The following is a 20,495-nucleotide window of genomic DNA, read 5'->3' as shown; positions in this document are numbered from 1 at the left end:
GTTACCCTTTGAGAGAACCCAGCATAACCCCTTTATTGAAATACTTTTGCAGGAAAGGGTAGACGATAAGCAGAGGAAGGGCGGTAAGCAGGATAGCCGCCATCTCAGCGCCCGGCGTGTAATTGTAGGCAACGGTAATCGTCTGAGACATGTTCGGGTCGTCTTCCATCAGCATTTGACGCAAAAATACTTGCAGCGGCATCATCTTGCTGTCGTTCAAATAAAGAATCGCAGAAAAATAAGTGTTCCAGTAGCTGACCATATAAAAAAGGGTGAAGGTTGCGACCACCGGCATGGAAAGCGGGATGATGATCAAGTAAAACAGCCGCCATTCACCACAGCCGTCCATTCGGGCCGATTCCTCCAGTTCCGCTGGAATAGCACCGAAGAACCCCCGCATGACGATGACATTGAACGAGGCGATGGCCGAAGGAAGCCATAATGCCCAGTACGTATCAAGCAAGTGCAGCTCCTTGACGACCAGGTAGGTTGGAATCATCCCGCCGGAGAACAGCATCGTGAAAAAAACCATAAAATTGATAATCGATCGCCCTTTGAGCCAAGGCTTCGCCAATCCGTACGCCATTAATGCGGTCGTAACGATGCTGATTACGGTGCCGACCGACGTAATGATGACGGAATTTGTGAACACGTTCAAAAACCGCTCGTTCGTCAGCAAATACAAATATGCGTCAAGTGTGAAGTCGTGCGGAATGATGAAAAAACCGCGTGTCAAAAACTCTTTTTCCGGGGCCAACGATACGGACACTACATAGAACAGTGGAAATAGGACAAAAAGCACCGATGCGGCCAGCCAACTATAGACGATGATGTCGAGAAGCTTATCGGAGCCTCTGGAACGATGTACCATCAGAAAACCCCCTCCTGCCCTACTTTTTTCGCAAGCCGATTGACGATCAAGACCATAACCAACCCAACCACCGATTTGAATAATCCTACTGCTGTTGTGTAGCTGAAGTTAGCCTTCGTGATCCCTTCCCGGTATATAAACGTTTCGAACACGTCGGAGACAGAGAGGTTGAGCGGATTTTGCAGCAGGAAAATATGCTCGAAGCCCAAATCCATCAAATGACCGATCCGCAATATGAACAACACGATGAAGACGTTGAGCAGTGCCGGGAACGTAATATGCCAGATTTGTCTCCAGCGGTTCGCCCCGTCGACGATGGCCGCTTCGTATAATGTCGGATCAATGGCGGCTAATGCGGCAAGAAAAATGATCGCTCCCCAACCGGCTCCTTGCCAAATGCTTTGGAACAGCCATACCCAACGAAAGTATCCCGAATCCGTCATCAGTTCGATCCGACCGAACCCCCATGTATCCAGAAGCTGATTGATGCCTCCGGAGCCGGTAGCGAACAGCTTTAATGTAATCCCTACAATCACGACCCAGGAAAGGAAGTGCGGCGCGTAAAGGATCGTTTGGGCCGAATTTTTGGCCCATTTGCGCCGAACCTCGTTCAGCAGTAAAGCGATTATGATCGGAGCGGGAAAGAAGAATATGAGATCCATCACATTCAAAAGCAGCGTATTCTTCAATAGGAGCAAAAAATCATTCTCGGCGAACAGCTTGCGGAAATTGTCTAATCCGACCCAGTCGCTTCCCTGTATGCCATGGAACGGATTGTACTTCATAAAAGCGATCGAAATGCCGGCCATCGGCACGTATCGAAAAATAAGAAAAAATAGAACGCCAGGCAGTATCATCAAGTAAATAGGCAGCGCCCGAGCCATATATCCCATTCTCATAAGCTCCTCCTTGCTGCTGCCCCGTGCGGAAAGCGTTCCGCACGGGGCAGCGTTAATCTCCTTTTATTTCTTCATGGCCGCATTCTGCTCATTAACTTCCTTCACGATCTGATCGCCGCCGTTCGCTTTCCATTCCTTGATCGCTTGATCGATACTATCGACCGGCTTTTTGCCTGCGATAATCTCTACGACGGCTTGCGTAAATTTCATATCCAAATCTTTGCTTTTTTCCGTATACGTCTTGGATAACGGCAAGTAGGCTGCCCCCTTGTTCGGAACCGGGTATTTCCGAGCATTTGTTAACGATTTTTGTATTTCATCTGAAAATTTCTTATCTGACCATTTGTATATGTTGTCTCTATCGAATTTTTTCTTCAACACCCAGTTCCAGAGCAGAGCTTGTCGTGTTTCTCCTTCCGCAGCCGCTTCGGGTGTCAGCGAAAACGTACCGTCTGCGTTCTTTTTGTAATGTACGCCTTCGATCCCGTTCATTAGTATATCGGTGCCTTCGTCCGAGACCCACCAATCGAACAGTTGCAGGATGCGGTCGCGTTTTTCTGCGTCCAGCTTTGCGTTTAATGTGACCTTCATGACCCCGCTGATTGGCGTAGGATTGCCTCTGACTCCCGACGGTCCTTTCGGCGGGGACAAATAGTCGAATCTGGCGTTCGGCGAAATTTTACTTAACCCTTGGTTCGTCGTATTGCGCAAGGTGTAATGCATATCAGCGAATCCGATTTTTCCAAGCGCGTACTTATCGTTGAGATTGGCGTTCGTCACAAAATCCTGATCGAGCACCCCTTCTTCATATGCCTTGCGCATAAACGACAAGTAGTCTTTCCATTCCTTGGATTGGACGTTGGCGGGAATCAGTTGACCGCCTTCTTCTTTCCATCCGTTCGCTATGCCGAACGCAAACTGAAGCTCGGGATTGACGCCGTTTTTGTCGGCTGTAAATCCGAAGGTATCCTTGACGTTGTTACCGTCCGGATCTTTTGTCGCGAACAGTTTGGCAATCTCGTAGAATTTGTCGACCGTAAATTCGTCCTCTTTCGGAAGCGGAATGTTCAATTTTTCCATCCAATCGGTCCGAACGAAAATGGTGTTGCTCACTCCGTTAGGAATGGGGAAACCGAATATTTTGCCGACGGGGCTCATGCTTTGCAAATCTTCTTCCGACCAGCCTTTCTGCAAGTTCGGATATTTCGAGAAAAAAGGCTTCAAGTCCAGCAGCGCGCCTTGTTTCTGCCAATTCATGAAGTCGACCTGCGAATCGATCCGGATGACGTCCGGCAAATTGCCGGATGCCGCGACGACGGCCATTTTTTCCGCATAGCTTCCTGACGGAACCCATTGCACATGAAGATCCACGTTGAATTTCTCGTTAATGTACTTGATAATAGGGTGGTTATCGTCCGGCCATCCGCCGCCTTTCCAAGAGGCAGCCATCATATCGATCCGGATTTTTTTGCCGGCCGTAGCGGAAGGCGCCGCCGTTTGCTTCGATTGCTCTTTGTCGTTGTTTCCTCCCGCGCATCCTGCGACGACGGTTACGGCCAATCCGATTGCAAGTCCAATTGAAAATACTTTTCTCATTTTTTGACCTCCCTGCTCCATAAATGTGCTTACACTCTCATTATAGACATGTAACCAGAGCCGTTTTTTCACTTTCCTATTGCATTTTTTCATTTTCTTCCTGACCTCCTGTTCGGAACTCTTAAGGAAACGACGCTTCCCTTGCCTTCGAAGGAATCGATGCTTAACCCGAATGGAATGCCGTAATTAAGGACGAGCCTGGCATGGACGTTGACGATCCCGAGAGAGAGGGGCTTGGCGAACGTATATGGATTTTTGTCCACTTCCCGCAAAAGCTTGTTAATTTCCGTCAATACTTCAGGCCGGAAACCCTGGCCGTTGTCGGCCACCTCGATGATAAGATCCCCATTGTCTTCAAAAGCGTTTACGAACACGGAGGCTTTCCCGTTTCTCGGTTCCACCGCATATTTGACGCTGTTTTCGACGAGCGGCTGGATCGATAGCTTCACGATGGCGAAATCCAGAAATCGATCATGAATTTGCAGCTTGCTCTGAAAGCTTTTGGGGAAGCGGACATTGACGATATCCAAATACTTGACCAGAATGTCCAATTCATCCTTTAACGTTACTTCCTGCCCAGCCATTTTGGTTGTGTATCGATAAACACTCGCCAAGTTGCCAACCATTCGTTCGATTGTCGGAACTTCCTCAATAAAAGCGATGCTTCGAATAATTTCCAGCGTGTTATAGAGCAGATGCGGGTTGATTTGGTTTTGCAGCGCTTGGATCGTCGCTTCTTTTTGACGGAGCTCCAGGTGCATCTCACGCAATTCCAACGCATGAACGGTATGGACGAGTTCGTCCAGTCTGGCGGTCATTTTATTAAAGCTGCGGTTCAACAGTTGAATTTCGTCTCTTCCCGGTAATAGTTCTGCCCGGACGGTCAGATCGCCGAGTTCTACTTGGTGCATCAGTTCTTTCAGGCGGGAGATCGGCTTGAATAACCACCGTACGATGATTGGCGTAAGCAACAACGATAAGCAAATGACGGCGATAAGAATGTAAACGCTCGATTTCTGTGCGACCTTCAGCCCAACCGCCATCTCCTGAAACGGGACGAATGCATACACATGCCAGTTCGTAAACGGAGAATAATGTTGGGATACTAATATTTGCTCGCCATTCCACATCAACATATCGTTCGTTTTGCTCAGATCGATGTTTCCGAAAGCCGTTTGCCTTAAATATTTGCCGTTCAGATTCAAATCCGGGTGGTATACGATTCTTCCTTCGTCGTTCACGATAAAAAAATAGCCGGTTTTCCCGAGCGTCCCTTGTCCTAACATTTTTTCGATTTCCGATAAAGACAAAGCCAGGATCAAATTCCCGTTCAGAGTGAGCGTCTGAGGATCATTCACCGGAATGACCAGGTTGATAAACGATTTCAACGAATAAAATTGCGACTCTCCTTTTGCAAACGTCGGAACGATGCGAAGTGTGCTCGACAGCGGATCGTCCTTCCAAGGAACCGATTCGAATTCATGCCCGCCGAATGCGTCTCGGGACATTAGGATCCGGTCGTCCACGGAACGAAGAATGATACCGTGAATGTTGGAATAGTTTAAGGCGATATGCCGGGTCAATATCCCTTCTACGATAGCTCTTTTCTCGGCGGTGAACGTTTGCCCTGATCTGAGCCATTCTTGAAGCAGCCCGCTCTCGGGGTTCGTGACGAGCTGAGTGGATGGAAGCGGACCTGCGCTAGAAGCATAGGTAGATTGCGCCAGCTGCATGAAATAACGGTCAAGCTGGTGGTTTATACGGGAAGTCGAGTCTTGAGCAATGTTGTAAAAATCTTTTTTAGCGGAATCGCTGTAGTACTGCGTAGAGAAAAAAGCAACAAGCGAGATGCATGTCAGACTGACCGACATAATGACGATCATAAGCTTCTTTCGCAACGAAATTCCGGAAAACCAGTTCCAACGCTTCATGACCCCATCTTCTTTCTGTATTCCAAGGGAGATAACCCCACGGAAGCTTTGAATACTCTAGTGAAGTAGGATACGGCGGAGAAGCCAGTCTGCTCGGCGATCTCGGATACAGAAAATGCCGTTTCCACAAGCTGTTTTTTCGCTTCTTCGATTCTTAAGCGATTGACATATTCGATCAAGGTGTTTCCGGTATGACGCTTGAACAGCGCGCTGAAGCGCGATGTGCTGAAGTGGGTATATTGTGTCATCTCCGTCAACGAAATATCTTCCCTGTAGTGTTTTTTTATATAAATGCAAGCGTTTTCAATGGAAGCAATGTTCGTGCTTATTGAAGTTGAAGCCTGAAGAATCCATCTTTCAGTCAACTCCTTGAAATAGGCGAGAATCGCGCTATCGTTGTCCGAATGCAGCGGTGCGGTCTCTCTCACGTCGATAGCATAATCCTTCAATAACATTTTTAATTTGCTGTCAAAAATATTCAGTAATCCGACTCTTGCGTTCCTATTCAAATTTTTGAGCCTGAGAACCGATTCTATCAAATCTGTCTGCTTCTGTTGAACGAGTTTCGGTTTCCCTTCCTGCAGCAAATCCAGATTTGCTTGAAATTTGACCACATGTTCGTTCAAGCCGCGCAATGTTTCGAGCTTTTCTTTGGAACGATGCAACGATTGCTGCAGCAGTTCGAAATCAATCGGTTTCAATAAATACTCGGATACGCCGAATTTCATCGCCTTTTGAGCATATTGAAAATTGTCGTATCCGCTAATAATAATAGGGACGAGCGGAATATGATGTTTCGCAATCAACTCGATCAAATGAAGGCCGTCCATTTGCGGCATCATGATATCGGTGATCAGCAGCGTTGGCCATTCCTCGAAAATAAGCTGCCATGCCTCTTCTCCGTTTATGCATTCCCCTACGACCCGAAATTCCGGACCGGCTTTTTCAACCATTTCGACAATGGCTCTCAGCACCCATGGCTCGTCCTCGGCTACCAACACGTTGTACATCCTCTTCCCTCCTCGGTGCTCTATGTCGCAAACTATACAACATTCTGCCAAAATACTGGACTACGCGCTGCCAAGCGCACAAAAGAAGCCGCTCATCCAAATGAAGCGGCTCCTTTCCTAACATCAAGATCTTGCATCAACCGCTGCAACACGACGCTGTCCAGCGGGTATGGCAGGCGCCCTATCAATCACAGGAATAACCTCACCTGCCTCTTGCATCCGTTTCTGTAATCTAGCCATCATCACATCTGCTGCTTCTCGGTGAGATTCTAGCCCGATTAAGTTCCTAAGTTCATAGGGGTCACACTGTAGATCATATAAGTACGACTCGACATAGCGATCAGACCCGGAGTCCTTCTCTGCATCTTTATGTGGAGCCGTTACCCCATACTTCCATCTTCTCGTACGTACTGCCCGGCCTACTTCAGATTCGCTAATCTGCACATACACTTCTTCCGGCCAGGAAGCGGATTCCCCTCGTAGCAGAGGCATTAGAGAGTTCCCTTGCATCTGCTCAGGAACCTGAATGCCTGCGGCCTCAAGCAAGGTTGGCGGTAAATCAATCAGAGAGACCAGTTGCTGCAATTGCCGGCCTCCGAAAAAACCAGGTCCCCATATCGCGGATGGAACTCGAATCGAAGCATCATGCCCGCTTCGCTTATACTCGCCATTTCTTGTTTTGAAGTGGCAGCCGTGGTCAGAAGTGAACAGTACGATAGTATTTTCATCCAGCTTCAGCGATTTTAGTGCGTCCAGTATTCTTCCCAAAGCTTCATCCAATCGCTTGACCATGCCATAATAGCCGCCGATATGCTGATGCGTAGTACCGCCGAGAGCGGCTAAATCCGGAGGAATCCAACCGCCCGTATACTTCTCGCGGTATCCATCAGGTGCCGGGTAGTCGTCCAAATGATTCTGATGATGGGGCTCCAGATAAGATACGAACAAATAAAAGGGATCCTTTTGATTGTTGTCAATGTAACGGATCGCCGCGTCCGTCATCGCATCAACTCGGTAGCCGGGCAATTTCACAGATTCATTGTCATTGTTGTAAAGGACCGTGTGATAAGCATCCGAACTAAACTCCAACACGTCCGCAGCCAACCAATCCTCGTAACCGCCTCGCTTAGGTGCAGGTACTGGCTCTTCGTGAGCCAAATGCCATTTGCCAATATACCCCGTATGATAACCGGCCTCTCGAAAATAGTGCGCCATAGTCTGCGTACCATCGGGAAGCGGAATGCCATTGACAAAGCAGCCTGTTGTGGTGGCATACTTCCCTGTTTGTAAACAAGAACGTGCGGGACCGCATACGGGTTGGCATGTAAATGAATGGGTTAAATGAGTACCTCTCAATGCCATTCTGTCAAAGTTGGGCATAAGCCCCATCGGGTTGCCATGCAGCCCAGACGTATCCCAGCGCTGCTGATCGGTAAAAAATACGATTACGTTAGGGCGTTTCTCTTCATGACGTTCCATAAGTTCCTCCAGTTTGCGAGCAGTTCCACTGCTTCCTTGATTATTCCTTCACTCCGCCTGCCGTCAAGCCCTCCACCATATACCTTTGGAGAAACATGAAAGCGATGAGCAGCGGAATCGTCGCTGTTGCCGCAGCAGCCGTAGCCCCAGACCAGTTCGCCGAATATTCGCCAAGATAGGTTAAGGACAAGCCAGGACTTAGTGTTCTTTTGCCAATATCGCTTACTAAGGTCAGCCCGAACAAGAAATCATCCCATGCAATCAAAAAGGTGTAAATCGCAATGGCCATAATACCTGGCTTGGACAGCGGCACGATGATCGTAAATAAGGTCTTGAACCGGGATGCCCCATCAATCTCAGCAGCTTCCTCCAATTCCTTGGAGATGCTGTTGAAGAATGTTCTCATTAGCATGATGCTGAAGGGGAGCGATGTCATCGTGGAAGCCAGGATCAGCACATAAAGCGTATTGAGCAAATGCAAGGACTGATATTGGGAATATAAACCGATGACCAAAGTAACCGTTGGAAACATTTGAGCCGATAAAAATAATAGTGTAAGTAGATTACTGCCCCGGAAACGAAAGCGAGACAACGCATACCCGGCAAAAATAGAGACGAGGATGCATAAAACAGTTGCTCCTGAAGCAACGATAACCGTATTTCTATAAAAAGTTAGAAACACCGATGAGCGAATAATTTCTGCATAGCTGCTAAATGTCACATGAATCGGAAACCATTTGGGCGGTAATTGCATCAAATCGCTATTGCTGTGCAAGGACGTGACCAATATCCAATATACCGGGAACAACAGGAAAATCAGGATCAATCCCAATACGACGTAGGTGAGTCCTTCTTTTCTACGCGGTTGACTCGTTCTAGTTGTCGTTGCTGTCTTCTTTACAGCTATTGCACTTGTACTCATTCTTGATCCCTCCTATCCGTCGTCCCGATTCATGAGGCGTGTGAAAATAACAGAGAAGCTAAATAACAGCACCAACCATATAACCCCAATGGCAGAACCTTTACCCATCTCATACTTAGAAAAAGCGGTTTCGTAGGTGAGAATGGCCAAAGTCGATGTTGCTCCTGCAGGGCCTCCGTTCGTAAGCGTAAAGAATAAGGTAAACATTTGAAAATTATTCACAATCATGATGAGCGCCACGCTGGAAATGACAGGCTTCAACAGTGGGAGCGTGATGCTGGTGAATAGTTTCCAACCACCCGCCCCATCGATTTTGGCTGCTTCATATAGACTGGATGATATGTTTTGCAAACCTGCTAAAATCATGACAGAAACGAGTGGCGTTTGGCGGAACACAGCAACGGCGATAATAGCCGGAAGCGCAAAATCGACACTTTGGAGCCAATTCACATTGGATTCTAGCAAACCTGTATGCACCAACAAATAATTCAGTACCCCGTAGTCGCTCTGATAAATCCATAGAAAGATCAGCGCCGTTACTATCGTAGGAATCGCCCAAGGAATCATCACTATGCTTCTGAAAAATCCACGAAAGCGGATGTTTCGATTCAAAAGTACAGCTAAAGTCAAACCGACCAGCAGGTCAATCACAACAGTAATGAATACATAAACCAACGTAACCCGCAGGGAATGATAAAAGTCCGTCGAGGTTAAAAGCTTCCTATAGTTGCCAAAGTTATTCCAAGTGCTCTCTGGGGAGAGTAGCGAGTAATCGGTAAAGCTCATCATAACCGATTTAATTAACGGACTGACAATGGTTAATCCCATTAGCGAAATGGCCGGAAGGAGCAGGATGATAGCAAACCATATATCTCTATGATGCCTGGATAGTCTCATATTCATATGCGCTCACTCCATTACTTGTAAAGCTCTTTGATTTTGGGCATCACAGTTGAGATCGCTTCTTCCGCACTCTTTCCGCCTTCGGTTACAAGAACGATCATATCCGTTGATATTTTCATTGCGTTGTCAAACTTAGGGTTAGATGCAGGAAGCGGAGACGCTGTCTTCATTTGTGTGTTGAACACCTTTGCATAAGTATCCTCATTCATCTCCGGCAGTGCGGCGATCGACTTTCTGGAGGACATGACCCCATTCAGCTTATGGTAAATCGCCATGGCATCCTTGGAAACGAGATATTTCACAAATTCTGCAGCCTCCGGCTTATTCTTGCCTCCCGCAGAGATGACGAGCTGATGCTCGGTAAAGACCGTTTCACTCTTGCCCGACTTGCCCGTTGGTACCGTGGTCACGCCCCACTCTTTATCGAAAGCCTCACCCTTGCCGCTCATGTTACGGAAGTTAGTCCGACCGAAATCCCCATCGATTAACATGCCAAGCGCTCCATTAGCGAACATCGGCCGAAGATCCTTCATCATAGCGCCCTTCGGCGAAATTTTGTTAGAAATCATATCTTTCAAGTAAGAAAGCGAATCCTTGAGCCCCGTACCTTGGTCATACACAATCGCTCCTTTGTCGTCGACAAATTTGCCCCCATAGGAGTAAGCGATCCTCATTAGCATGTTACCGCTATATGAATCCGAAGCGCCATTTTCGCCAATGCCATACACAGGATTGCCCTTATCATCTTTACCGATAGCCGCGATTTTCTTCGCCATCTCCGTCATTTCAGCCCAAGTTTGAGGCGGCTTTTCCGGATCTAAGCCCGCTTTCTTAAATAACGCTTTGTTCCAAAATAAAGCGCTTGGATGAGGTGCCCAAGGCATAGCCACTACTTTGCCATTGAATGTAACGCCTGACTTGCTGCCCTCCACGATGTCACCTATCATGTCCTTGCCTAGCAGTGTTTCCAGTGGTTCGGCCAATTTCGCTCCGTCAAACGCAGGTGTAAAATTCTGATTCGACATCGTCACATCCGGCGGATTACCGCCAGCAGAACTGACCAACACCTGGTCCTTAAACTGTGCAAAAGGGATGCCAATGGACTTCACTTTAATGTTCGGATGCTTCTTCTCAAAATCAGCAATCAGCTGATTGTAAGCTTCTTTGGTCCCATCCTCGACAGAAATCCAGTTGGCAAAGGAAATTTCCACCTGCTTCGTACTGGTTGGTTTTGCTTTCTCCGTGCTTTGAGGTTGACTTGTTCTTGTAGTTGTACCGCTGTTCGAGCCACAAGCCGCCAGTGCAGCTACCATGCTTAAGGACGTTGTACCCAATACGATTGTTTTCCATAGCGTCATGTGATGGACCCACCTTTTTTTTATGTAAAATAGTATCGACATCCGAATCGGGTATCGGATATCTTTATTATAAAAAGAGTTTGCTCTCTTGTTTGGTCTTATCTTCGGCTACTTTTGTCCTATCTTCGGCTTCACGGTCATTTCTTCGTATATCGAAACATCCCTCCTTATCGAAGAATCGGATAAGAGAGGGATGCTGCCTTAAAGCTTTGCAGAGCTTGAATGCTTAAACTCGAGCGGTGTCATTCCTGTCATTTTCTTAAATACTTTAGTTAAATAACTCCCATCCGGGTAGCCCACTTGCTCGGCCAAAACGCCTAGGGTGACTTCCCCAGCGAGAATCAGCTCCTTGGCTTTCTCGATTCGGATATGCGTTAAATAGTCGTTAAAGCTGATGCCGGTTTCCTTTTTGAATAGCTCGCTTAAATACGTTTTATTCAAATGTACGACATCTGCCGCTTGCTGCAGTGAGATTCCTTCTGCGTAGGAAGCCTTCATGAACGCACAAACCTTGCGTATCGTCTCACTATAAGGATGCCGTCTGGCCTCAATTTCCTCGGCAAACTGTCCCATCCGAACGATCAACCACTTCTTCACCTGCTCGAAAGTAGTTAAGTCGCTGATCTCTTGGTGAACAATATCCGGCTCATACATAATCGGAACTTTCAAAGAAACCTCCTTCAAACGACGGATAGCTCGCAGGATCAGAAAGGTTATCTCGAGACTAAACGTCTTGACTTCCTTCTCTTTATACAGCTTGTGAAGCTCGATCTTATCTAACATTGCTCCTAGGGTTAGGATGGCTTGCTTATACTGGCCCTGATCCAGGAGCTGTGACATCGTTTCCAAACATTCAGGCAGCTCTTTATCGGGGTAGTCACCGGTTACTGCTGGCTCATCTTTGTACCAAGCTATACTTCTTTTCCCATAAAATTGCTTGCGATTCAGCGCTTCACAGGCTTCTTCGAACTGACGCCCTAGCTGACTGATATCACGATAGGGGAGACTGATGCCAATCGAGGTTGATACCTTTAAAAACTCGTTCAAATGTGAAGCAATCTGATGAGCATATTGCAGTGTCGCTTCACGCGCAGACTTGCTGCCAAATCGGTTCGAATTCATCATCGCGACAAGCAGGTTGCTCTCATAAACAAAGCTGCAGCCGCTTCCCGCTTCGGTCAACAGCGTCTCGTCGATAATGTTGATCATCGCTAATTCAAGCAGCTCTTTATCCTTGATTTTGGCGGATTTTATCGCATTTCGATAATCGTCGATGCTGATCGTCATCAAGATCATGTGCTGATTGGTGAGCTGAAGACGGAACGCATTCATTTTTGCATCAAATTCATGGATGGCAGACGGCTTACCGCGTATCAGCTCGCCCAAATAAAGGGAACGAAGCGCATATTGATGACCGTTCAGCGTGCTCTTGAGTGAGTAAACCTCTTCGTTGCGATGCTGCTCCAATGTCAGCTCCGCTTGCAACTTTTGCAGGGCTGCTCGAAGCTCGTCCACAGTAACCTCAGCCTTCAGTATATAATTGCTTGCCCCGGCCTTGAGCGCTTCCGACGCATAGTGAAACTCGCTGTAGGAGCTCATGATCAAGGTGCGAACCGCAGGAAACTCCTCCTTCAGCTGCTGAATCAGCTCGATACCGCCCATGATAGGCATTTTGATATCGGTGATGACCATATCCACCAGAAGATTTCGACAAGCTTCCAAAGCTTCTTTCCCATTGCTGCACGTGCCGGCTACTTGAATGTTCAATTCTGTTTTGTGTACCAAAAGCTCAATCCATCGCCGGATCTGTGCTTCATCATCGACAATGAGAACCTTCATTAACGGTTCAACTCCTCTACTCTCATGAATACAGGCCAACGCAAAACAACAGCGGTCCCGCCATTCGGCGGTCGATAGATCTCGATCGCATAATTGTCACCGAAGTGAAGCTGAATGCGATGCTGTACATTGCGCAGCCCCATGCCGCCTGCAGACGAAAGTACTCTTTCCGTTAAAGGCGTCTCGTCATCGTTCTCATTTTCATAGGCTTCATCGATGCCAACTCCGTTATCTGTGACTCTAAAGCAAATAGCATCGCTCTCCATCCAGCCCTTGACCCCAATATAACCTGTACCTTCCATGGGTTCAATGCCGTGAAAGATAGCGTTTTCAACGATCGGCTGGAGCAGAAGCTTTAAAGTTTTATTGTGCAAAATCCGTTCGTCGATATCGAACTGCACCTTAAGCTTTTCTCCTTGACGCGCTGCTTGTATGTTCACGTAGTTTTGGAGGTTATCCATCTCTTCAGCAATTGTAATATATTCACTCTCAGCGGACAGCGTCTTCTTTAACAATTTGACTAGCGAGATAATAACGGAATCCACCTTATCCGGTGTTTGAGTCAGCAGCATGGAACGAATGGAAGCGAGTGTGTTGTATAAGAAGTGCGTATTGATCTGCGACTGCAGATTTTGCAGCTCGGTTCGCCGCTTCATTTCCTGTTCCTCAATCACGCGGTCTCGCAAGTCTTCAATTCGGATAACCATGCGATTGAACTTTTTAGCCAATTCACCGATCTCATCGCTGCTCCGGATGTCCGAGCGCTCGCTTAAATCCCCCATCTCGACCTTCTTCATACTGGTAAACAATTTTCTTATTGGGATCGATAATCGGCTGGCAATAAAATAGGAAACAAGCACAGATAAGAGAAGCACGACAACAAATAGTCCAACGTTTAACCATTTCGTCTTATTCACATTTTGAAGTAGGATATCTAGAGGTGTATAGAATACAATCGTCCAGCCCGTGCTCTTCACTTTGTGGTATGTAACGAGCGTGTCTTTCCCATCAATACGTGTGTTGAAATGCCCTTCATCACCTGTAAATTGCCGGAAATAAGACATGTTTTCGATTTTTTGGCCGACCTTCGGTTTCTCTGTAGCAGAAACAATTGTACCTTGATTATCGAACAACAGCATGCGTTCACTCGCTTGCAGCGCGTCCGCATATTGCTTGTACAAGAAGCTTTCTCCCACGTTAATCATCATCAGCCCGATCGTCGTGTTGTTCTCAAAGTCCTTGATCATCCGAATCGCCGAAACGAAATGATCTTCATTGACGGTCGGAATGAGCTTAGAGGACGGATCCGACACCCAAACAACTCCGCCATTCACATTCGCAACATCTACATACCATGGCTCACTCTTCAACGAATTGATTCCGATTTTTCCGCCTTCATAAAAGGTATGCAGCTCGATTCCGTTGAAACCGATAATCGACGTGTAATAGTCCAGCCAAGTGTAGGCATACCGATAATTAATAATCATTTTGGTCAGAAATTGCTTCTTTGCCCTTTCCTGATAAGCTTGATCGCCCGGAGGGCTAAGCAATACAGAACGTAAATCTTCATTAGAAAAATAAATATTCGAAATAGCCGTCAGGTCAGATGCCATAATATCCAACTTTTGAGAGATCAGGCCAAGTGACTTTAATTTTGCAGCAACCACTTGCTCCTCAATGGTCTGCTTCGTAATGGCGAGCGACACATAGCCGAATAAGCCCAGTGGAAACAAGATCAAACAACTAAAGGAAATCAGCATTTTTTGCTGCACGCTGCTCTTTTTAATATACATTTTGTTCCACATGCGCCCCTCTCTCCCCGCCTTCACTGCTTTTGGTTATATATTAGCAAAAAAAAGAGCCATCCGTATATGAAAACGAATGGCTCATCTATTAAGCATGCCAAATACGCGGCATCGGCATCGGTTCTTTGCCCAGCTCAGCCCATGCGTATTTTAACAGCAGTTCCGATTTGAGCGAGAGGTACTCCGGATCGTCCCACAAATTGTTCAGCTCCCCAGCATCGTTCTCAAGATCAAAGATTTCACCATAGGTTTGATTGTAATACACCGTGATTTTGTAACGATGATCTACATAGGTTTTCTGATGAATGGTCGTCGGTTCATGACGAAACTCACAGATTGCGTGATCGCGCGCATGTTCTTTATTGCCGAGCCAAACATCGCTCTGATCCACGCCAGTCATGACAGCAGGAATGTCCAAACCGCAGAAACTTAAAAATGTCGGAGCAAGATCAACGAGAGACTGAATAGCCGTTGACTGTTTACCTTCGGGAACATGACCGGGATAACGTACGATAAATGGGAGCTTGATCAGATCTTCGTAATGAAAGCCTCCCTTATATTGCAATCCATGCTGACCGAAAAAATGGCCATGGTCCGTTGTAAAAACGAGGATCGTATCGTTCGCAAGACCTAACTCGTCGAGCTTGTCAAGGATTTGGCCGATATACTTGTCCATCAGACTGATCATCCCATAGTAAGTGGCAACGAGCTGCTTTCGTTCTCCTTCGGGTCGCAAATGGGAGTGGTAACCATGAACACCACGGCCTGTTTCCTTCAGATGGCTGAAATCCGGATTCTCCTCTTGCGTCATGCCAAAATGCGGCGGGTTCCGTTCATGCTCTCCGGGAGTCACGCTAGGTATTGTCAACTTATTAGGGTCGTACATGGTGTCCCAGGGCTCCGGTACGAGATAGTCAGGATGCGGATCAAAGAAGCTGGACCATAGGAAGAACGGTTCATCCTCCGCCTTGTACTGCTCGAGTAAGGTATTCGTTCGCTCGGCAATCCATGTATCGTAATGGTATTCTTCAGGAATAGGCCATTTGTGCTTGATTGAGGGATCCATTGTGCCAGTAGGCGCGAGGAAATAATCCCGCCAATTCGTACATCCTTTCTCTTCCATCCAAATGGCATAATGTTGGCCGATATGTGCTTCATTCGTATGGTTGCGGGCCAGCTCGACATGATCAAAACCATAGAATGGCCCATGGAACGTCCGCCAAAAATCTAGATCTTGCAGTGCAGGGTAAGCTTCCAGCGACGGGTATTCTTCTGTACCTTTAAGCGGCTGAAAATGTGCTTTACCAATTAAAGCGGTTTTGTAGCCCTGAGCTGCAAAATCCTCCCCAACCGTTCTCCGATCCTCCAGCAGCTTGGTTCCTAGCGTCCAAGCGCCATGCTGGCTGGGGTACATACCTGTAATGATAGAAGCACGCGTAGGTGTACAGGTTGGATTCGGACAGTATGCGCGTGTAAATGCCGTTCCTTCCCTCACTAACCGATCGAGATTTGGCGTATGCAGCTCGCTGCCCAAGGCGCCGATGGTATCCCAATGCTGCTGATCGCTAGTTATTAACAAAATGTTTGGACGCTTCAAATGAACATCTCCCCTTGTTAAGGTTTGTAGATTTATTTAACCTATAATAATAGAAGCTTATATTGTATTGCCATATAAGAAAATGACATAATGTATTTAGCAAAATGTTAGGTGGGGTGTTCATGAAAGAGTATGCGGCAGAACATGCAGATCTATGGCACCATTTGCCATCCAAGTATGAGAAAGCGGGAGGCTTCTGGCTCGTGCGGGCGGGTCGTAACGTGGCAAAGCCAAACTATCAGGTAGGTCCTAAGCAAATCGATAGCTTTGGCCTCCATTTTATTGTTAGTGGTCGATTAAGGTTAAGCTATGAGCACGAGGACGTCGAGCTGAGGTCCAATGACATGTTTTGCCTATTCCCCCATATTACTTACGAGTATCGGACATGTTCAGATGAAACGCTGCGAATGATTTGGCTCACCATGGAAGGCCCTCAAATGAGGGAACTTCTTAAAATGCTGGGTTTAACTGCTCATAAGCCTTATCGCATTTCAGCGATGGACGAAACGATCCGGCCATTTTTACAGGAAGTGGAACAAGTGATTTGGGATGACGAGTTGAAGCAACTGCGTAAGCTTACGTTAATGTCCACTGTTTACCGTCTGATGGAGCAGCTTGAAACTGACCATGATGACAAAGAGACCATAGCGGTTATGCCAGCAGAAGGTTGGGTCGATGAGTCCATCCGTTTTCTCCAGTTGCACTACACGGAGTCGCTGCGTATTGAAGCTGTCGCGAACATAGTCGGTGTCCACCGTTCTCATTTCTCGCACATATTCAAACAGAAAATTGGCGTTTCGCCTCAACAATATTTACAGCAGCTTAGACTAGACCGTGCGAAGCAGTTGCTCAGCGATCATTCGTTACAGGTCGGGGAAATCGCTTTATCGGCAGGGTATCCCGATCTTTACATGTTTTCACGTGCATTCAAGAAACAAGCAGGCTGCTCGCCAAGCGAATATCGTCATCAAGAAAAGACATCGACTTAAAATTGACTCAACATATGACTATCATTATGTAAATGCAGCAAAAGCCGCAGCCCATTCTTTACGAATGAGTGCGGTCTTTTATTCATTACGAACAGCTATCATTACATCTAAGCTTTGCTGGTGCGATTTTTCAAATTTCGTCATATACATTTTTTTGTCGGCGATGCTTATTAATTCATCTATACTCAGCGCATCGTCTGGATAAACAGATACGCCGACTGATAGAGAGATTTCAATATTTAATTTATTCGATAATTCCCGTAATTGCTTTTCAATTCGATGAATGATCGTAAATGAACTATCATTATTCGTATAGGGGGCAATAATCAGAAATTCATCTCCACCCCAACGAGTAATAGAATCCGTTTTTCTCGTACAATCTTTAAGCAAAGCAGCAATGCTTTTTAAAACCATATCCCCCATATCATGTCCATACGTGTCGTTAATTTGTTTAAATTTATCTACGTCCACCACAAACAAGCTTAATTCCATTCTTTTTTGAGCCATCCTTGGCAATAGTGAAGCCAATGTATCTAAGGCATATCTCCGAGTATATACTTGAGTAAGATAGTCTTTCTCCGAATAAAACTTCGCAATATCATAGCTTTTGCCTAAAAACCAGCCGAATACGATGTATACGACAGCGCAGGCAATAAAGATGTAATCGATTTTCCTATAAACGGGATAAGAATAGATGATTATGAATATCCAGCTGATGAATGCCAGTGTAGGCAGCCCGACCCTTCCCGTGTATTGCATGGCTTACCATCCCCTATCCCCAAAATTATCCGGACTTGGCGCTTGTGTATTAGGATAAAAAAAGGAATAAAAATAGGGATTCCGCTTACCTATGATAAACAGAACCCCTATGATTAGTTAGAAAATTCAATTTAATCAAAACACTCCTACCGGACAACTTATGTTGGTTATCTTGTTTCCATTTGTAACCTCTACCACGAACAGATTCCCCACATACCTCGTTAATTTAGGAAATATGTACACCCCTTTCGCAATTTACTATTATATGAATTTCCAGCCAGTTTTGTGAAAGCGCTGTCTAAATCATAGAGCAACGCGCTAGATGGAAACATATAAAGCGTCTTTATACTTTTATATTATATAATTATTTGAAAATTGTAAATATTCAGATATATTATTTTAACTCAATTTCCCCCTACTTATGCTACATTCTCTACGAATCTCTTATGTTTTCCTATATTATTGCTATTTTTCCCATATGGATGCTTGAGAGTGAGAGTGGACGCCATTGGACCAAATCGGTTTCAGTTGAAATTGGCGACATGGATGCGTAATTAAGCATCAGCAGCACAACGGAAACCTATATTTCCAGCAGAACTGTCAGGTACCAATCCACCGCGTGCAGCAAACTCCCATTCAGCCTCTGTTAATAGCCTTTTTCCAGCCCATCGGCAATACGCAACTGCATCATTCCATGATACATGGATGACCGGATGGTCCATCCGATCTTGGATCCCGGAATCTGATCGTTTATAGTAGGCAAACGCACATTTGCTCAACGTGAACGATACACTTTTTGCTTCGCCGGGTGCCAAAGATACCTTCACAAAGCCCTTGAGCTCTTTATCCGGTCTGACCACCTTGCTTTCCACATCTCTTACGTAAAGCTGCACGAGTAGGCACTACCTCATTATAAACGCAGCCTCCGCCTCATCGCTATCCTTATAGCCAATGCGCACCGCAATCGCTCGAATACGCGCAAGACCATCGGTTACGATAATCGGGCCTGTGTACAGCTTCCAACGAGGATTCAAGTCTTCATCGGTCGTATAAGCGATGGAAGCACCCTGTGTTGCTGAATGAAGCATGACCACTGTCGGTTCTTTGAAGGTTCCTTCATTCATCGCATCCTTACCCGGCAACTGGCTATTGATCGGGATGAAGAGCGGTTTAGCCGTTTGTGGTTGAATGCCATTCGGCCACATGGTCGCAACCATTTGCGCCTCGGGAATATCTCCCCAAACGTCGTATTTGCTGCACCAATCGTCAAGCTCCTTACGCAAACGAATCCTTACGTCCCGATACGACGGATCGTCCGCCAAATTATTCAGCTCATGAGGATCGTTAAAACAGTCATACAATTCCTCCGGTGGACGCTTAGTTTGCATGAGCACTTGCTTATCGCCCTCTAATTCGCCCGTCAATTGTAATCTCCACAGCTCCTGGAAAATCGGATGTAGATGACTAAACGGAATCCACTGAAGGTAAGGCTGATCGGGGTAATCATTGCGAATGTATTTGAATTGCTTATCTCTTACAGCACGAACCTTATCATAAGCCTCGTCATAACGGTCACGCGTGGCAAATACATAACCTCTCGGTTCGGCAAGCTCTCCAAAGAACGGCTGACCTTGGATATGCCGGGGAACGGAAATCCCAGCCAAGGAGAGCACCGTAGGTCCCAAGTCGATCATACTGACCAGTTGTTCGCTAACTTGATTTCCCTCCACCTTTTCGGGGCACCTGACGATAAGTGGCACGCGGATTCCCGCATCATACGTCCACCGCTTGGCACGCGGCAGTCCTTCTCCGTGGTCGCTCCATAACATGACGATCGTATTGTCAGTCAAACCATCTTCCTCAAGCTGTTGAAGAATTCGACCTACATACTCGTCCGCATTGGCCAGATTATCATAATGTCTGGCAAGCGCTGCACGCGATTTCGGAGTATTTGGCAAGTAGGGTGGAAGAACAACCTGATCCGGGTCGGTCGTGAGCGGTCTCTCTTCGTAGTTAGGCATAAATTGCCTCATTGACTCAGCCGCCCACATGCCGCTTTCATGCGTAGCGTCATAATTGAATACAGCGAAGAAGGGCTGACCGTCTTCCCGTTTACGCCAATGTGATTCCTTGCCATTCTCGTCCCATGCCGTTAGAGGCGCCTGAAACTGATAATCTGTTTTCGCATTGTTCGTGCAATAATATCCGTTTGCCCGCATGATTTCGGAAATCGTTTTGACATGAGCGGGGGGGACTGCAAAATAAGGTGTCGGCAGCTCTGGTGTATGAACATTCGTATGTGCGGTTCGCATATGATGCGTGCCTATCGCGGTTTGATACATGCCCGTAATGACCGCGGATCGGCTGGGAGCGCATACTCCCGCCGTGGCAAATGCGTTCCGATACAAAGCTCCCTCTTGAGCTAAGCGATCTATGTGGGGTGTACGCGCCAACGGATCTCCGTAGCAGCCCATTCTCGGGCTCGTATCCTCCAATGTAATCCACAAGAAGTTAGGTTTTTGTCCTGCATCCTTCAT

Annotated in this window: 15 protein-coding genes and 2 pseudogenes; 1 reads left to right on the top strand and 16 read right to left on the bottom strand. The window is 46.6% G+C overall.

What is annotated here, in order from left to right; all coding sequences use genetic code 11:
• Nucleotide 1: 1 nt before the first annotated feature.
• The 12 genes from ACBP55_RS12055 to ACBP55_RS12000 all read right to left on the bottom strand — a co-directional run bounded on the left by ACBP55_RS12055 (nucleotide 2) and on the right by ACBP55_RS12000 (nucleotide 16,210).
• Nucleotides 2-871 (bottom strand): carbohydrate ABC transporter permease, encoded by an 870-nt coding sequence (locus tag ACBP55_RS12055; RefSeq protein WP_464651808.1) that lies wholly within the window; start codon nucleotides 869-871, stop codon nucleotides 2-4.
• Nucleotides 871-1,770: an ABC transporter permease gene (locus ACBP55_RS12050; RefSeq protein ID WP_464651806.1), complete on the bottom strand. Its 900-nt coding sequence runs from the start codon at nucleotides 1,768-1,770 to the stop codon at nucleotides 871-873. Before ACBP55_RS12050 ends, ACBP55_RS12055 begins: the two co-directional genes overlap by 1 nt.
• 63 nt (nucleotides 1,771-1,833) lie before the next feature.
• Nucleotides 1,834-3,366 carry an extracellular solute-binding protein gene (locus tag ACBP55_RS12045; protein WP_464651805.1) on the bottom strand — a complete coding sequence of 511 codons (1,533 nt, stop codon included), beginning with the start codon at nucleotides 3,364-3,366 and terminating at the stop codon, nucleotides 1,834-1,836.
• Nucleotides 3,367-3,455: 89 nt separating this feature from the next.
• Entirely contained in the window at nucleotides 3,456-5,297 is a 1,842-nt protein-coding gene (locus ACBP55_RS12040; RefSeq protein ID WP_464651803.1) for a cache domain-containing sensor histidine kinase, read from the bottom strand.
• Nucleotides 5,294-6,307 (bottom strand): response regulator, encoded by a 1,014-nt coding sequence (locus ACBP55_RS12035; protein WP_464651801.1) that lies wholly within the window; start codon nucleotides 6,305-6,307, stop codon nucleotides 5,294-5,296. The genes ACBP55_RS12040 and ACBP55_RS12035 overlap by 4 nt, the downstream gene beginning before the upstream one ends.
• 123 nt (nucleotides 6,308-6,430) lie before the next feature.
• Nucleotides 6,431-7,786, bottom strand: coding sequence for a sulfatase-like hydrolase/transferase (locus ACBP55_RS12030; protein ID WP_464651799.1), 1,356 nt, complete (start codon nucleotides 7,784-7,786; stop codon nucleotides 6,431-6,433).
• A 40-nt stretch (nucleotides 7,787-7,826) separates the two neighbouring features.
• Complete coding sequence (locus ACBP55_RS12025; RefSeq protein ID WP_464651797.1) at nucleotides 7,827-8,708, bottom strand: carbohydrate ABC transporter permease; 882 nt, start codon at nucleotides 8,706-8,708, stop codon at nucleotides 7,827-7,829.
• A 12-nt stretch (nucleotides 8,709-8,720) separates the two neighbouring features.
• Complete coding sequence (locus ACBP55_RS12020) at nucleotides 8,721-9,611, bottom strand: carbohydrate ABC transporter permease (protein WP_464651795.1); 891 nt, start codon at nucleotides 9,609-9,611, stop codon at nucleotides 8,721-8,723.
• A gap of 14 nt (nucleotides 9,612-9,625) precedes the next feature.
• Nucleotides 9,626-10,969 carry an ABC transporter substrate-binding protein gene (locus ACBP55_RS12015; RefSeq protein WP_464651794.1) on the bottom strand — a complete coding sequence of 448 codons (1,344 nt, stop codon included), beginning with the start codon at nucleotides 10,967-10,969 and terminating at the stop codon, nucleotides 9,626-9,628.
• A gap of 201 nt (nucleotides 10,970-11,170) precedes the next feature.
• Nucleotides 11,171-12,808, bottom strand: coding sequence for a response regulator (locus ACBP55_RS12010; protein ID WP_464651792.1), 1,638 nt, complete (start codon nucleotides 12,806-12,808; stop codon nucleotides 11,171-11,173).
• The gene (locus ACBP55_RS12005; RefSeq protein ID WP_464651790.1) at nucleotides 12,808-14,613 is read right to left on the bottom strand and encodes a sensor histidine kinase; all 1,806 of its coding nucleotides are present in this window, start codon (nucleotides 14,611-14,613) and stop codon (nucleotides 12,808-12,810) included. Before ACBP55_RS12005 ends, ACBP55_RS12010 begins: the two co-directional genes overlap by 1 nt.
• Before the next feature lie 88 nt (nucleotides 14,614-14,701).
• On the bottom strand, nucleotides 14,702-16,210 hold the full coding sequence (locus ACBP55_RS12000; RefSeq protein WP_464651788.1) for a sulfatase family protein: 1,509 nt from the start codon (nucleotides 16,208-16,210) through the stop codon (nucleotides 14,702-14,704).
• 122 nt (nucleotides 16,211-16,332) lie between these two features.
• Here ACBP55_RS12000 and ACBP55_RS11995 point away from each other — a divergent pair, with 122 nt between their 5' ends.
• Nucleotides 16,333-17,199 carry a helix-turn-helix transcriptional regulator gene (locus ACBP55_RS11995; protein ID WP_464651786.1) on the top strand — a complete coding sequence of 289 codons (867 nt, stop codon included), beginning with the start codon at nucleotides 16,333-16,335 and terminating at the stop codon, nucleotides 17,197-17,199.
• A gap of 78 nt (nucleotides 17,200-17,277) precedes the next feature.
• Here the strand turns inward: ACBP55_RS11995 and ACBP55_RS11990 are convergent, their stop codons facing one another.
• The 4 genes and pseudogenes from ACBP55_RS11990 to ACBP55_RS11975 all read right to left on the bottom strand — a co-directional run bounded on the left by ACBP55_RS11990 (nucleotide 17,278) and on the right by ACBP55_RS11975 (nucleotide 20,495).
• A complete protein-coding gene (locus ACBP55_RS11990) occupies nucleotides 17,278-17,958 on the bottom strand; it encodes a GGDEF domain-containing protein (protein ID WP_464651784.1) in 681 nt (226 codons plus the stop codon).
• A gap of 608 nt (nucleotides 17,959-18,566) precedes the next feature.
• Nucleotides 18,567-18,704: pseudogene (locus ACBP55_RS11985) on the bottom strand (SUMF1/EgtB/PvdO family nonheme iron enzyme); the annotation flags it as partial.
• Nucleotides 18,705-18,710: 6 nt separating this feature from the next.
• A pseudogene (locus tag ACBP55_RS11980) lies at nucleotides 18,711-18,854 on the bottom strand (fibronectin type III-like domain-contianing protein); the annotation flags it as partial.
• Nucleotides 18,855-18,860: 6 nt separating this feature from the next.
• Entirely contained in the window at nucleotides 18,861-20,495 is a 1,635-nt protein-coding gene (locus ACBP55_RS11975; protein ID WP_464651782.1) for a sulfatase-like hydrolase/transferase, read from the bottom strand.

It is taken from the genome of Paenibacillus sp. WG02, from assembly GCF_055396115.1.
The sequence above is the reverse complement of the archived record's forward strand: the minus strand, read 5'-3'. Positions and strand labels throughout refer to the sequence as shown.